13 protein-coding genes are annotated in these 14962 nt (G+C 44.1%); 5 read left to right on the top strand and 8 right to left on the bottom strand.

Annotated features, from left to right (window positions below; genetic code table 11):
• Window positions 1–25: 25 nt before the first annotated feature.
• From ACFPRA_RS18650 to spoVT, 3 genes are all read left to right on the top strand, one after another.
• On the top strand, window positions 26–256 hold the full coding sequence (locus tag ACFPRA_RS18650; RefSeq protein WP_381438030.1) for an anti-sigma-F factor Fin: 231 nt from the start codon (window positions 26–28) through the stop codon (window positions 254–256).
• Between the two features lie 190 nt (window positions 257–446).
• A complete protein-coding gene (mfd, locus tag ACFPRA_RS18645) occupies window positions 447–3977 on the top strand; it encodes a transcription-repair coupling factor (protein WP_381438028.1) in 3531 nt (1176 codons plus the stop codon).
• Window positions 3978–4067: 90 nt separating this feature from the next.
• On the top strand, window positions 4068–4604 hold the full coding sequence (spoVT, locus tag ACFPRA_RS18640) for a stage V sporulation protein T (protein ID WP_239392496.1): 537 nt from the start codon (window positions 4068–4070) through the stop codon (window positions 4602–4604).
• A 51-nt stretch (window positions 4605–4655) separates the two neighbouring features.
• Here the strand turns inward: spoVT and ACFPRA_RS18635 are convergent, their stop codons facing one another.
• The 7 genes from ACFPRA_RS18635 to garR form a co-directional block, all read right to left on the bottom strand.
• Complete coding sequence (locus tag ACFPRA_RS18635; RefSeq protein WP_381438025.1) at window positions 4656–5123, bottom strand: GNAT family N-acetyltransferase; 468 nt, start codon at window positions 5121–5123, stop codon at window positions 4656–4658.
• Between the two features lie 70 nt (window positions 5124–5193).
• A complete protein-coding gene (locus ACFPRA_RS18630; RefSeq protein WP_381438022.1) occupies window positions 5194–5868 on the bottom strand; it encodes an ABC transporter ATP-binding protein in 675 nt (224 codons plus the stop codon).
• A 1-nt stretch (window position 5869) separates the two neighbouring features.
• Window positions 5870–6904 (bottom strand): ABC transporter permease, encoded by a 1035-nt coding sequence (locus tag ACFPRA_RS18625; protein ID WP_381438020.1) that lies wholly within the window; start codon window positions 6902–6904, stop codon window positions 5870–5872.
• 193 nt (window positions 6905–7097) lie between these two features.
• Window positions 7098–8420, bottom strand: coding sequence for a gluconate:H+ symporter (locus ACFPRA_RS18620; protein ID WP_381438018.1), 1323 nt, complete (start codon window positions 8418–8420; stop codon window positions 7098–7100).
• Between the two features lie 120 nt (window positions 8421–8540).
• Entirely contained in the window at window positions 8541–9377 is an 837-nt protein-coding gene (locus tag ACFPRA_RS18615) for a class II fructose-bisphosphate aldolase (protein ID WP_381438016.1), read from the bottom strand.
• A gap of 39 nt (window positions 9378–9416) precedes the next feature.
• Entirely contained in the window at window positions 9417–10862 is a 1446-nt protein-coding gene (locus ACFPRA_RS18610) for a four-carbon acid sugar kinase family protein (protein ID WP_381438013.1), read from the bottom strand.
• Window positions 10863–11759 (bottom strand): 2-hydroxy-3-oxopropionate reductase, encoded by an 897-nt coding sequence (gene garR / locus ACFPRA_RS18605; RefSeq protein WP_381438011.1) that lies wholly within the window; start codon window positions 11757–11759, stop codon window positions 10863–10865.
• A gap of 291 nt (window positions 11760–12050) precedes the next feature.
• Between garR and ACFPRA_RS18600 the strand changes: the two genes are divergently transcribed.
• A complete protein-coding gene (locus ACFPRA_RS18600) occupies window positions 12051–12686 on the top strand; it encodes a GntR family transcriptional regulator (RefSeq protein WP_381438009.1) in 636 nt (211 codons plus the stop codon).
• A 323-nt stretch (window positions 12687–13009) separates the two neighbouring features.
• On the opposite strand, the gene ACFPRA_RS18595 is transcribed toward ACFPRA_RS18600, so the two are convergent.
• Window positions 13010–13177 (bottom strand): aspartyl-phosphate phosphatase Spo0E family protein, encoded by a 168-nt coding sequence (locus tag ACFPRA_RS18595; RefSeq protein ID WP_381438007.1) that lies wholly within the window; start codon window positions 13175–13177, stop codon window positions 13010–13012.
• 193 nt (window positions 13178–13370) lie between these two features.
• Here ACFPRA_RS18595 and ACFPRA_RS18590 point away from each other — a divergent pair, with 193 nt between their 5' ends.
• Window positions 13371–14960, top strand: coding sequence for a putative polysaccharide biosynthesis protein (locus ACFPRA_RS18590; protein WP_381438004.1), 1590 nt, complete (start codon window positions 13371–13373; stop codon window positions 14958–14960).
• Window positions 14961–14962 lie beyond the last annotated feature (2 nt).

Here is a 14962-nt window from a genome sequence, read left to right as displayed (position 1 = left end):
TTTGAGAAAAAGGGGCGGGATGAATATGGCAATCCATTATAGATGCAGGCATTGTAATACTGAAATCGGGACACTCCCATTCGAATCGGCGAAAGACACGATTCTGGAGCTTCAAAAGTTGGATGAAGGGGAAGAAGAGCGGTTTCTTACAGTGGAACAGGACGGAAATTTGACGGTGCGTTGCATATGTGAACAGTGTGAACAATCGCTTCTACGTTTTCCGGACTATTATACACTCAGCAAATGGCTTCAATAGGTTGTACGCTTTGGCGCTAGACGGCGTTCAAAGCTTTTTCTGCATATAACTCGCTTAAGCGGTAGTACCCACTGGGGCTTCCGTAGCTGACGCTTCGCTTTCAGTACAAAAAATATTCGCTGAACGAAGATAAATAATACAGAGTCTCGATGACTCTTAAAATGAACGCTGGAAAGGATGTGCCACACTAATGGAAGCGCTTATAGATTTGTTTTTACAAGAAAAAGAGATTGGCAAATTGAAAGAAGAGTTACAGGCGGGGAAGGATCGTCAATTGATAGCGGGATTGTCCGGAGGGGCTAAGTCGATATTTTTTAAAGCGCTTCAACAAACTCTGGAAAAGCCCATACTCATCATTTCTCCCAATTTATTGCAAGCGCAGCGCACGTATGAAGACCTTGTGAAGATGCTTGGCGAGTCGTTCGTTCATCTATATCCTGCGGAGGAATTGATTGCAGCGGACTTCTCCGTTTCGAGTTATGAGCTTCGTGCACAAAGGATCGATACATTAGATCATATGGCGAGGATTGGTAAAGGGATTTATATCACGCCGATTGCGGGGATGAAAAAATGGTTGCCGACGAAAGAACAGTGGTTGTCTAGTGCATTGTTCACCAAAGTAGGGGAAACAATTGACATTGACGAGTGGCTCGTTCGGCTTGTCGCCATGGGATACACACGGCAAGACATGGTGACTGCGCCGGGAGAATTTGCGGTGCGTGGCGGTATTTTGGATTTGTATCCGTTATATATGGATGATCCGATCCGAATCGAATTATTCGATACGGATGTCGATTCAATCCGGACATTTTCGGCGGATGACCAACGCTCGACAGGCAAGTTGGAGGACATTTCAATCCTTCCGGCAGCTGAGTTCGTTTGGTCTGCCCAATCGTTAAGCGACATTGCAGAAAAGTTGGAGCAAGCGCTTGGAAACAGTTTGAAGAAAATGAAAGACGTCAATGCGAAAGAGCAGATGACACTACATATAACGGGCGATATCGGGTTAATGAGAGATGGAATCGTACCCGAGAATATGTTGAAATATGCTTCTTTCGCATCGGAATCGGCATCCTTGGCAAGTTATTTCCCGAGTGAGGGTGTTGTTTCATTCGATGAAATCGGAAGGATTGTAGAAGTCGTTTCTTCTTTGGAATCAGAAGAAAAGGAATGGATCATCACACTTCTAGAAGACGGGAAGATTGTACATGATGCCGAAATCTCGTTCTCATTCGACGAAGTAAACGCAATGTTGGAGCAACGGAGAATCTATCTATCTCTATTTGTCCGTTCCATACCGGGAATCACCATTAAGAAAAAAGTAACATTCTCCTGTAAACCGATGCAGCAATTTCACGGGCAGATGAATTTACTGAAAAATGAGATGGAGAGATGGCAACAAGGCCGATACAATGTGTTCATCATTGCGGATGGAGCAGAGCGGATGCAGCAAGTACAGGCGATCCTGCAAGATTATGATATCACTGCGAAACTCGACGGAACGTCTGTAAAAGATGGGACGATAGCGATTCTCGATGGTGATTTGTCGGCAGGATTTGAATTGCCTTTACAACAAGCCGTTGTCGTAACAGATTCGGAATTGTTTCAAGGCAAGGCAAAACGTAAAGCACGTCCACAAAAAATGACCAATGCTGAACGGATCAAAAGCTATTCGGAGATTAAACCGGGCGATTATATCGTTCATGTCCATCATGGAATCGGGAAGTATTACGGAGTTGTTACACTTGAGGTCGGCGGCATCCATAAAGATTACTTAGATATCCGTTATCGTGGGGAAGATAAGTTATTTGTACCTGCAGATCAGATCGATTTGATACAGAAATATGTCGCTTCCGGTGAAAAAGAGCCCAAATTGCACAAGCTTGGCGGGACGGATTGGAAGAAGACGAAAAGTAAAGTATCGGCGGCCGTCCAAGATATCGCAGACGATTTGATCAAGCTCTATGCGAAGCGGGAATCGGAAAAAGGTTACGCATTTGCACAGGATGACGATTTACAACGGTCCTTTGAAAATGCATTCCCTTATGACGAAACGGATGATCAGCTCCGGTCCATTAAAGAAATAAAACAGGACATGGAAAAAGAGCGTCCAATGGATCGGTTGCTATGCGGAGATGTCGGATACGGAAAAACAGAAGTGGCCATCCGTGCCGCATTCAAAGCGGTAGCAGACGGCAAGCAAGTTGCATTTCTAGTGCCGACAACCATCTTGGCACAACAGCATTACGAAACGATGAAAGAGCGTTTTTCAGGCTTTCCGGTTGAAGTTTCACTGCTGAACCGTTTCCGGACGAAAAAACAACAGACAGAAACGTTGAAAGGCTTGAAAGCCGGCACAATTGACGTTGTAGTAGGGACTCATCGTCTGTTATCCAAAGATGTTGTGTATCAAGATCTCGGCTTGCTTATTGTAGATGAAGAGCAACGATTTGGCGTTACCCATAAAGAAAAAATCAAGCAGTTGAAAACGAATGTCGACGTCCTGACATTAACGGCAACGCCGATACCGCGTACGCTTCATATGTCGATGCTCGGTGTACGGGACTTATCCGTCATCGAAACCCCGCCATCTAACCGTTTTCCAGTCCAGACGTATGTGATGGAGCATAATTTCGCCCTTGTTCGGGAGGCGATTGAACGGGAAATGGCTCGGGGTGGGCAAGTGTTCTACTTATACAACCGGGTAGAGGATATGGCGCGAAAAGTTGATGAGATTAAACAACTCGTACCGGATGCACGTGTCGGTTTCGCTCACGGACAAATGGGAGAGGCTGCACTTGAGTCGATTATTCTGAGTTTTCTAGAAGGTGAATACGATGTACTTGTCACAACGACGATCATTGAAACAGGTATCGATATTCCGAATGTCAACACGCTAATTGTTCATGATGCTGACCGCATGGGCTTGTCGCAACTGTACCAGCTTCGTGGGCGGGTTGGTCGTTCCAATCGTGTTGCGTATGCGTACTTCCTTTACCAGCGTGACAAAGTGCTGACAGAGGTCGCCGAAAGCCGTCTACAAGCGATTAAAGAATTTACCGAGTTAGGATCTGGCTTTAAAATTGCGATGCGTGACTTGTCGATTCGTGGGGCAGGAAACTTACTCGGTTCCCAGCAGCACGGCTTCATCGACTCGGTCGGTTTTGACCTGTATTCGCAAATGTTACAAGATGCCATTGAAGAGAAACAGACAGGTATTGTGAAAGCAGATATCCCCGATGTCGAAATTTCTTTACCGGTCAATGCTTATCTTCCGGACGAGTATATCCGTGACGGTTTCCAAAAGATCCAAATGTATAAACGGGTGAAAGCAATCGACAGCGTAGAGGATTATACAGAGCTTGTCGATGAGATGACGGACCGCTTCGGCGACTTGCCGTTAGAAGCCGATCTGTTGCTCCGTATCGCGCGTATAAAAGCATGGGGGCGAAAGGCAGGAGTCGAGTCGATTAAAAAACAGCAACATCAAATCGAAGTGCGAATGTCGCCAGAAGGAACTGCTGAAACAGACGGCGCTAAACTTGTCGGAGACTCCATGCAATTCGGACGTGCTGTCGGATTTTCTATGGAGAATAGTCAGTTGGTGTTAACCGTTGACGAACGCCATACAGGGCAGAAGACCGAATTCGATATTTTAGAGGAGATCATGCAACTTCTCCAATCGTCTAAAAAGGAAACCGCTGTTATTGATTCCGTCTAAAGGACATCTTGCATAAAATGTCCATGTATGATGCATACTAAAACAGAAATGAAGTCGATTTTTAATTTTGTGGAAAGTGAGGCATCATGCATGAAAGCAACAGGAATCGTCCGCAGAATCGACGATCTGGGAAGGGTAGTTATTCCGAAGGAAATTCGACGGACATTACGTATCCGTGAAGGAGATCCGCTTGAAATTTTTACCGACCGGGACGGCGAAGTGATCTTGAAAAAATACTCACCCATTTCGGAACTAGGGCAATTTGCCAAGGAGTATGCGGAAACGCTATATGAAACACTCGGTACTCCTGCACTGATTAGTGATCGAGATGAAATGCTTGCTGTGTCCGGTTTATCAAAGAAAGATTATTTGAACCGTCAGCTATCACCGGACGCTGAGGAGCTCTTGGCAGGCCGAAAAATCGTCACGGAAAAACTGGAAAAAGCGGTGGAATGGGTGCCGGGACAAGTTGAACAAGTCAAATCGTATTGCGTTGCACCGATTGTGGCAGCCGGTGATACGATCGGTGCTGTCTACCTTTTATCGAAAGTGCATTTTATTGGCGAACCGGAACAGAAGGCCGCTGAAACAGCTGCACACTTTTTAGCAAAACAGATGGAACAATAGAAAACAGCCCGCATGCACCGGATTTTTAATCGGTTCGTGAGGGCTGTTTCTTTATAGTTTTTTCATCATGGACACAACTGGTACGGAAAGACCGTTTGGTTTGGAAATCGTTTCTTCGTCATAGATGTGGTAGCCGATTGAACGGTATAACTGAATATTTTTTTGCACAGTCATGCGAACTTTGCACCGTATGACGTTCTTTCCTTGTTCAAGGGCATAGGATTCCAGTGATCCCAATAGCTTCTTAGCCAATCCTTGTCCTTGCTTTTCTGGCAGTACAGATAACCGATAAAAGTAGACTTCATTTTCATACAGTTGAAAGCGAACCATTCCGACAGGTTCTTCCTTCATCGTACAAATGAGGGCTCGTTCTCCACCTTCCAAAGCGTGTGTTATCGAGTGTACCGTTTCTTCTAATGCACTGGATGGAGGAATTTCGTCTTTGTATACACTAAACGCTTGAATCATTAAGTTGTGAAGCGTGGGTGCGTCCGTTGCTTTGGCCGATACTATTTTCATTGGATACCCTCCCTTTTTAAGTGAATATACAATTACTAGAATATATATTCAAGGAGGAGTGGGGTGGTCTTTATAAAATCAACCCATCTTTCATCGTAATAATACGATCTGCGTAAGGGAGCATCTCGTCATCATGCGTCACCATTAGCGTTGTGATCTGGAGCGTTTTCGTCAATTTGCGAATCAATGTCATGACGTCTTTTGACCTTTTCGAGTCAAGGCTCGCCGTCGGTTCATCTGCAAATAATATTTTGGGCTTGTGAATAATGGCACGCGCAATGGCCACACGTTGTTTTTCGCCACCTGAGAGTGAAGAGGGGTAAGCATTTTTTCGATGATTCATGTCGACCCATTGGAGGATCTTTTCGATTTCCTCGTTTCGTGCTCGTTTGCTCAACTTCGTTTCCGAGACGTCTAACATTAGTAGCAATTGTTCTTCCACTGTTAGAAAAGGGACAAGGTGAGAGGACTGAAAGACAAAACCGAATTCACTTGCCCGGATTTTCCGTATTTGCTCCTGGCTCATATCCGTCATGTTTTTTCCATGGAAAAGAATTTGACCGTCAGTGGCACTTTGGAGTCCTGCAGCAATTGTCAGGATTGTACTTTTACCGGATCCTGATGCGCCTATCAAAGCCGTGATTTCCCCCTCCTGAAGGGAAAGATTGATTCCTTTTAATACTTGTTCATCGACTTCACCATTTGTAAATGTTTTTGTCACCTCATTGATCGTGAAAATTGTCATGTTACACCTCTCCTTGTTGGATAGCTTGCAGGGGCTCCACTTTTTTAATTTGAAGACCGGATAGTGTTGCACCGATGAATCCGATAATCATGAATAGAATAGATAATTGGATGGTTGTTTTCACTGTTAAACTGAAAGGCATACTTTCAGGGGCAATCATTGTAAAGACCTGGCTTAACGCTATGGAGAAGGCGAGTGCAATACACGTGATGACAATCATTTGGTACCACATCATGTTAAACAATTTGTTTGTTTTTACGCCGATTGCTTTCAAAATCCCGTACAATCCGATTTTTTGTACATTCATCATGTAGAAGAAAATAGCGAACAACATGCCGCTAATGACGACTAAAAACCAAATAATCATATTGAGGGACATTTGTTCTGCATTGTAACTTGGTATCGTGTTGAGAAACTCCTTGTTTGAAAAAGCTTGTAGGGATGAAATGACTTCCACCTTGTCATCTCCTGGTATGAAGATCAATTGCATTTCATGGACACGATACATTTCTTTGTAATTGTCCATGTTAATGAAAGCAACGGGCGCGTGGCTAAATTTTTGTTGATCGACAAAGCCCTTCACTATAAATTCTCCGCTGAATTGATTGTTTGTCAAAATATCCCCAACTTTGATACCGGCATCTTCCAAAGAACGGTCTAAGATGATTTCTCCACGCCCGACCGACTCAAATAACTCGGAATCGGTAGAGGCGACAAATGAGACACTGTGCTGTTTGTCATCCGTGTCATTAACAAAACCCATTTGAATGGAAAGGGCAACTGCATCTTTCTGTTCAGTCAATAAGTTCGCCTGTAGGTCCTCATCGACTCTTGAAAGATTGTACGTTTCATTTGCATTGGCATTCATAAAAAATTGGCCATCTGGCAAGTTTTTTATGAGGGCTGCATTATCTTGAGAAAGCCCGTTTGATAATCCAGAAATGATAAATGTTAAAAAACTGACCAGAAAAATGATGGAACCTAAAATCATAAACTTTCCTTTGTTCTTCTTCATTTCTTTCCATGCAATATTCATTGCTACGCCTCCGTTTTTCTTGTTAACTAAAGTATATTTCCGTTAAATGAACGGAGGATAAATGGAAAGTGAACGGAAGATGAACGGAACTTTACAAATTTCAAAGAGTGGATGTACTGACCCATTTGTCACCTCAATATAAAAAGTGCCTTCTTTCTACCGTCTATGCGATAGAAGAAGGCACTTTTTGTTATTAAGAGACAAACATATTGATCAGTAAAACACCTGCTAGTCCTACGATGGATAGGATTGTCACCATGATGGACCAAGTTTTGATCGTTTTCCCGATGGAAAGATTAAAGTACTCTTTGTAAATCCAAAAACCAGCGTCATTGACATGGGAGAACGTGATACTTCCTGCACCGGCAGCTAATACCATCAGTTCCGGGCTAACACCGGTGATTCCGATAAGCGGCGCTGCAATACCTGCTGCTGTCATACCTGCTACAGTAGCTGAACCGACGGCAACTCGTAAAATAGCGGCAATCAACCATGTGAGAAGGAGTGGAGAAAGCGTCGATCCTGCCATGATATCGGCAATGTATTGGTCAATATGACTATCGATCAATACTTGCTTGAACGCGCCACCGCCTGCAATAATGAGGAGAATCATGGAAATTCCGCTGACAGCTTCAGCAACGGATTGCATGACCTCCTTCATCTTCTTGCCTCGATTCAAGCCGAACGTAAAGAAGGCAAGAATGACGGAAAGGAGCAATGCGACATTTGGATTACCGATAAAGTCAAAGAACGGCATAACGGCGGATTCTGGAACTGCAATCTCGACAATGACTTGTGAGGCAATCAAAATGACTGGCATTAAAGAGGTAAGTAGACTTGTTAGGAAGCCTGGCATTTCTTCCTCTTTAAATTCTTTCGGATTGAATAATTCTTTTGGAATTTCGACCTCTAAATCTTCTTTTTTGAACAACTTCGTAAACAGTGGGCCGCCAATAATGATCGCAGGAATCGCAATAATAATCCCATAGATCATCGTTTTTCCGATATTTGCTTCAAATACACTCGCAACAGCGGTTGGCCCGGGATGCGGCGGCACAAAGCCGTGCATCGTAATGAGCGCAGCAATGACAGGCATCCCGATATAAAGAATCGGTACGCCGGCTGCAGCCGCAATCGTAAATACTAACGGAATTAAGACAACGACCCCAGTTTCAAAAAATAGGGCAATCCCTACGACAGATGCGGTTAAGACGGCCGCAAGTTGAACTCTCTTTTTTCCAAATGATTGAATAAGAGTCGTCGCAATTCTTTGTGCACCACCTGAATCGGTCATCAGTTTACCAAGGATCGCCCCGAAAATAATAATCATCGTCAGACTTCCGAGCGTTCCACCTAAACCGCTTTGAACGGATGTAATTGCGTCAATTGGCGACATTCCTTCTAATATCCCAACTACTAAGGCAACAAGAATTAAAGAGATAAATGCATTCAATTTAAATACAATCATCAATAGAAGTAATACAGCAACTCCTATACAGATGGATACGATCGGCATTGTACTTTATCCTTCTTTCATTGTTTGTTATGCGCCGGTAAGGGGACTGGAAGATAAGGCGCCCCTGCCAGCGCATTAAGGATCAAATTTCTATTTCAACCTGACTGGGAATGAAACATTTTACTTGTTTGCAAATAACCGAACAAATTTCGTCATGACGGGCTCCATAGCTTGTTGCGTTTCAGCCATCACAGTCGAAAGATGGACCATTGTTTTATCATCAAAGTAGTTTTGTAAATAGGAAACAGCCGCCATGGATACTTCCGTATTTACATTGACTTTGCAGATTCCAAGTTGTATCGCTTGTTTGATGATCTCATCAGGTGTGCCTGAACCTCCATGGAGGACAAGGGGAACAGTGACAGCCTGTTGAATTTGTTCTAACAGAGCCAAGTCAATTTTAGGTTCTCCTTTGTACATCCCGTGAACCGTTCCGATAGCGGCTGCCAAAAAGTCGACACCTGTCGCATTGACAAAGTCTTTTGCAGATTGTGGGTCCGTCAATGTACCATCGCCTTCTTCTTCGTCGGAGAAATCCCCTTTGGCTAACGAACCAATTTCCGCTTCGACAGATACACCAGCCATATGGGCAATTTCTGTAATCTCTTTTGTAAGACGGATATTTTCCTCTAAATCATAGTTGGAACCGTCGAACATCACGGACGTAAACCCGCAACGGATGGCACGGATAATCGATTCTTTTTCATAAGCATGATCTAGGTGAAGTGCAATCGGAACAGAAGATTTTGCAGCCAGCGCTTGAACGAAAGCAGCAAAACCTTCAACGTCAACTGTCGGGAAATAGCGTTCACCTAATGCGATAATGACCGGCTGATTTTCCTGCTCCGCAACGCGTACGGCTGCTTGAACCGTTTCTAAATTGTATACATTAAAGGCGGCTACGGCGTATTTCTCTTGCTGTGCACGCTGTAAAATTTCTTTGGTATTTACTAACATGTGAAATGCCCTCCATCTCTTCCTTGAAGAATCATCGGATTAGTCATTTAAAATATCAACGGTCTCTTTTAAAGTCGTCACGGCGCCTACATTGCCTGGGAAGATGACATACGTCATGCCCGGGAACTTACTTTCCTCTCCAGTAATCCATACAGGGATACCTGGCTTAATTTGCCCGGCGACTGTCGCTCGTTTAACTTGCAGGCCTTTTGTGCCAATATCGCTGGACGTAATGCCGCCTTTCGCGATGATGTATTTAGGTCTTACGCTTAAGCGTTGGACAATGCTAGTGACTGCGTCTGCAATTTTAACAGAGAGTTTCAGTTCTTCTTCCTGTTTCCCTGCTCCAAGGTCAAGTCTTTCCCGTCTCGTGTACACCGTCACAGTTTTACCAGTGCGGATAAAGTTCTCGGTCGCTTCGATTACTCGGTCGACTTCTGTTTGGAAATTTTTAGGTTGCAAGACGAGATGGCTATCGAACTCGATGAACTCGATCATATCCTTTGTTTTTAATACTTCCAGTTGTTCCGTCGTCTTTTTAACGTGCGAACCGACGAGGATCAAACCGCCGTGATCCGTCTCTTGTCGAATCAATTCCTCTTTCGTCAGTAGTGCTTTGTCGCTGACGCCGCCGATCACTTTTGTGAGGGCTGCCGCACTTCTGAACATGAACTGTTTTCCGTCTTTCATCGCTTGGATGAGCGCGATGACGAAAACTTCTACATCTACATAATCGACTGCATTCACAACAACTTTATTGAAATCGTTCACTTGCAGCAATTGGTTTGCAATGCCATCAACATCAAATGCTCGTAAACTTTCAAGTGTAATGTACGTCGTATTTTCCGATTGGAATGCACCGTTTGTTTTTTCTTCGACATATTCACCTAAGTGGGAGCTTGAGTAACCAAATGTTCTGTCACTCGCAAATTCCGTCTCACCAGCTGGTACCAAAATGTCGTCATATTGCACATAGTGAATATTGTCCACTGTGAAACGGCCGCCTTCTTTGAAAAACGGCAAAATGACTTCTCCGTCATAACGGAGATCCAAATTTGCTTCAATCGTATTTTTTAACACCTCTGTTTCGAGAGGGTAATGACCGCGCAATGTGGAATCACCACGACTGATGACGATAAATTCCTTATTTAGTTTTTTGGCGACTTCGACAATGTTTTTGGCGATTTCCGTATGTGTTTCTTCCGTTTCGGCAACAGTCAATCCTCTGGAGTTCGTCAGGATGAAAAACATGGAATTCTCTTCTTGAAATCCTTGCGTCAAACTTTCCACTGACCAATCCGTATAGACGGAAATGCCGTGAACCGTTTGAACACCTGTTGGGTCGTCATCAAGCACAATAATTTTTTTGTTTAAATCCTTCAATTTGTTTTGAAGCATCTGCTTGACGGCTTGTCCATCAATTTCTGGGATTTTTCCGAACACGTCTTGAACATTTCTCTTTTCCTTACTTCCGATTGTGGCCATTCATTCAGCCCTCCCGACTGTCACATTTGCGAGTTTCTCATAATATTGAACGATTCCGCCGTGATCGTCCGCAGCCTTTCCATCCACTTTTAATGCATGGAAAATTTCCAACAAGTGGCTGGATAATGGCATTGGAACACCAATATTATGTGCAGTTTCCATCACGTTGGAAATATCTTTTAAGTTAATATCGATTCTTCCACCCGCTACGAAATTTCGATCAAGGATCAATGGGACTTTTGCGTCAAGTACAGCACTGCCGGCTAATCCGCCTCTGATCGCTTGGTACATTTTTTCGACATCAATGCCTGCTTTTGCAGCCAATACTAAAGCTTCCGACATCGCAGCAATATTTAAGTTCACGATAACTTGGTTCGCTAATTTTGCTGTCGTACCGCTTCCGTTGGTCCCAACCAATGTGATTTCGGAGCCCATTGCACTTAGGACATCTTTCACTTGCTCAAATACTTCTTCTTTGCCGCCAACCATGATCGCAAGCGTACCGTCTATCGCTTTCGGCTCTCCGCCACTAACAGGGGCATCGAGCATGTCCACTCCTTGTTTTTCTGCTTGAGCGGCAATCTCTTGTGAAACGACAGGCGAAATTGAGCTCATGTCAATGATGACGGACCCTTTTTTGGCCCCGCTCAGCACTCCGTTTTCACTTAAGACGACTTGTTGAACATGATGAGAGGCAGGAAGCATGGTAATGATGACATCGCTATTCGCACCAACCTCTTTGGCGGAATCTGCCGCTGTTGCACCGGCATCTACTAAAGCTTGTACCGCTTCTTTATTTAAATCGTTCACTGTAAGTTCATAGCCTTTGGATAGTAAATTTAATGCCATCGGTTTCCCCATAATCCCTAACCCGATAAAACCAATTTTTTTCGACATATTCATTCCTCCTAGTGATTTGAGTGTTCCCTGCTTTATGTTGTGCAATACGTTGAATTCATGTAGATCTGTAACCGTTTACAGCTATCTTAACGCCTTTATTGTATACCTTTTATTATATTTTGTACACAAATTAAACTATTTTGTGTGCGGAAAAATAGACTGAAGTGGACATCCGTCGTCTTCATCTTCAGTAAAAAAACAATTGCTGAAAGATGATAAACTTTCCTTCATCTATTATTTTTGATAACGTTAAGATTATTAGGGTATAGAAAATTAGGAGAGAACGACATGACTCGAAAAAATACACAGTCCCGCCCTGCATACCTTCAAGCATATGAGGTGATTCGGGATCGAATCCTCAACGGAGAAATACCAGGTGGTACGAAAATCGTGGAAGAAAAGTTGGCGACGGAATTAGGGTTTAGCCGTACGCCTATTCGAGATTCTTTGCGGCAACTGGCCCATGAAGGACTTATAGTGAACAAGAAAGTCGTGCAACCGTCAGAAAAAGACTTGATAGATCTATTTGAAGTGAGGAGCCTGCTAGAAGGCGCCTCAGCAAAATCAGCGGCGACCTATTTGGCAGAGGAAGATTTACAATCGCTTTCCGAGTGCATCCGAATGGGAAAAGAGGGTTCCTTTGAAGAAATCATGGAAGCCAATGAACGCTTTCATGAAATTATCGTACAGGCAAGTGGGAATGCCTTAATGATCGATACAATTGATCGGATGAAGTCCATCATCTATCTCTTTCGTAAAACCGTTGTGCTCAACAAACGACCAAGGTTAATAGATGAGCATGAAGAGATCTATGAAGCCATTAAGGCAAGAGATACCGAAAGGGCACAACAACTCATGGAAGCCCATTTACAGGCGGATTTAGATTTTTGCCTACGTATTTTGAGAAGCTCAAGTCAACGTTGAAGGCTTGTGGAAAAAGTGCACCCTCGACAAACCGGAGGCAACCGATTTGTCGAGGGTTGTTTTATCTTCATTCAGCAAAAAACTCCCACCTCCATAGTTGGCGAGATGAATGCATTTTGGTTTACTGTTCAGCGGGTGTTCAATCGCCTGCTGAACAAATAATGGATGGCAGTCTAAGTCCGCGACGCCCTGATAAAGTGCCTTAATTTCTGCAAAAACCGCAGCAATACGGCAAATCGAACTCTTCGCTGTTCGATTCGCAATTCAAAATCTGGACGCAATCACGCCGAGGCGTGATTGATCAAATATCATGCTGTAATTGGTTATAAAGAATTGATTCTTTGGTACTTATTTAATAATGTATCCAACTCTTGACTGACTGCTACCACTTCAGGATGAGTAAAACCAAAACGTTTTGCTTTTACATACATACGTTTTCTTTTATGGTTAATTTGAAATAAAAGAATATGTTTTTTAGACATGGCTCTCATATTCCTTACCCCCTTAGAATATTCATATTGGAATTATTTCAATTATGTTCATTCGTCAAACCAAATAGTCGATACTTACTATAGGGATTTCCCCTACTCTGAAGGAAATAAACCTGAATTAGTCGGAAAATAGGTCAATGAGTCGTTCATGGTATAATGGGGGCAAGATGTACCTATAGAAAGAGGCATGGATATGACGCAACAAGGGGATATGAAAACGTTCATGAAAGGTGCGTCGATCCTGACAATATCGGCAATTATCGTGAAATTGCTCAGCGCGGTGTATCGGGTGCCGTTTCAAAATTTAGTCGGAGATAAAGGGTTCTACATTTACCAACAAGTGTATCCATTCGTCGGCATTTTTATCGTTTGGACGTCGTATGGTTTTGCAGTGGCCGTGTCCAAATTATTAGCGGGCAGTACAAAGGTTGAGGAATCGAAAGCCCTGATGCGTGTGGCATTCTCGTATCTACTCATCCTCTCCTTGCTGTTTTTTGTCGTTTTGACTGTTTTCGCTCCATTCTTTGCCCGTCTCATGGGGGATCCTTCCCTATCCCCGTTATTGCGGGCGGGAGCGTATATTGTGTTGGTGATGCCTGCTTTAGCCGTATTGAAAGGTTCATTTCAATCGAAAGGGCAGATGATCCCAGTAGCTGTTTCAGGAGTCGGTGAACAGGCATTTCGCGTTGCGGTCATTCTGATTGGGACATGGCTTGCAGTACGGACAGGAGCTTCCCTCTATACAGCAGGGGAAGTTGCGATATGGGGAGCTGTTGTTGGGGAAATAGTGGGAGTGGTGATTCTTGCGCTCTATTTCCAAAATGCGTTCAAAGGACCTTTCGCAAAGGTGGATACGTGGCGCATCGTAAAAGAATTGACAGTTGTCAGTGTCAGCATCAGTGCAAGTTCCCTCATCCTCCTGTTATTTCAGCTTGTCGATTCGTTTACCATCTACAATATCCTCCTTTCTTCCGGATTTGTAGCCGACAGAGCGATGGAGATGAAAGGCGTTTACGATCGCGGACAACCCCTAGTGCAACTGGGCATTCTCGTTGCATCGACGCTGGCACTTGCTATCGTTCCTTTGATTGCCCATCATACGACAAAGCAGGGAGGACGGGGAGCGGTGCCGTTTGTCCGGTTGACGTTCCGGATCGCTGTTCTATTTGGTTGGGCTGCTGCAGCGGGTCTCGCCCTTGTACTGCCTTATGTCAATGAAATGCTGTTTGAAACGCGTAATGGGTCGCTGGCGCTTATCCTCTTCTCGCTGCAAATTTTTTGGCTTTCGCTCATATTACCTTTAACAGCCATCCTCCAAGGGGCGGGGAAAGTGAAGGTACCAACGCTGTTCCTACTAGGAGGGCTTGGGGTAAAAATTATCGCCAATCTTCTTCTTATCCCTCTGTGGGACATCACGGGGGCAGCGATTGCAGGCAATATTGGTTTTGCAACCACTTCGCTAGGTCTTGTGCTTTATTTTAAACAAGTGTGGCCAATCCAGCTGGCTCCACGTCGCTTTTACGGCTGGGTGCTGGTGGCGACTGCTCTTATGGCTACGGTCATCTTACCGTGGATGCTGGTGGCGGATGGGATGCTGTTCGATGAATTACCATCCCGCATCGGAGCGACGCTCATCGCCTTCACATCTGTAACGGCAGGGGCGGTTGTTTTCCTGTTCATCATCATGAAATCACGTATAATGACGGAGAAAGAATGGTATCTCCTGCCGTTTGGCAAACGTTTAGCGACCTTGCAATTACGACTCCATAATAGAAAAAGGTGAAG

Source organism: Sporosarcina soli (assembly GCF_042655805.1).
GTDB classification, from domain to species: domain Bacteria; phylum Bacillota; class Bacilli; order Bacillales_A; family Planococcaceae; genus Sporosarcina; species Sporosarcina soli.
The sequence above is the reverse complement of the archived record's forward strand: the minus strand, read 5'-3'. Positions and strand labels throughout refer to the sequence as shown.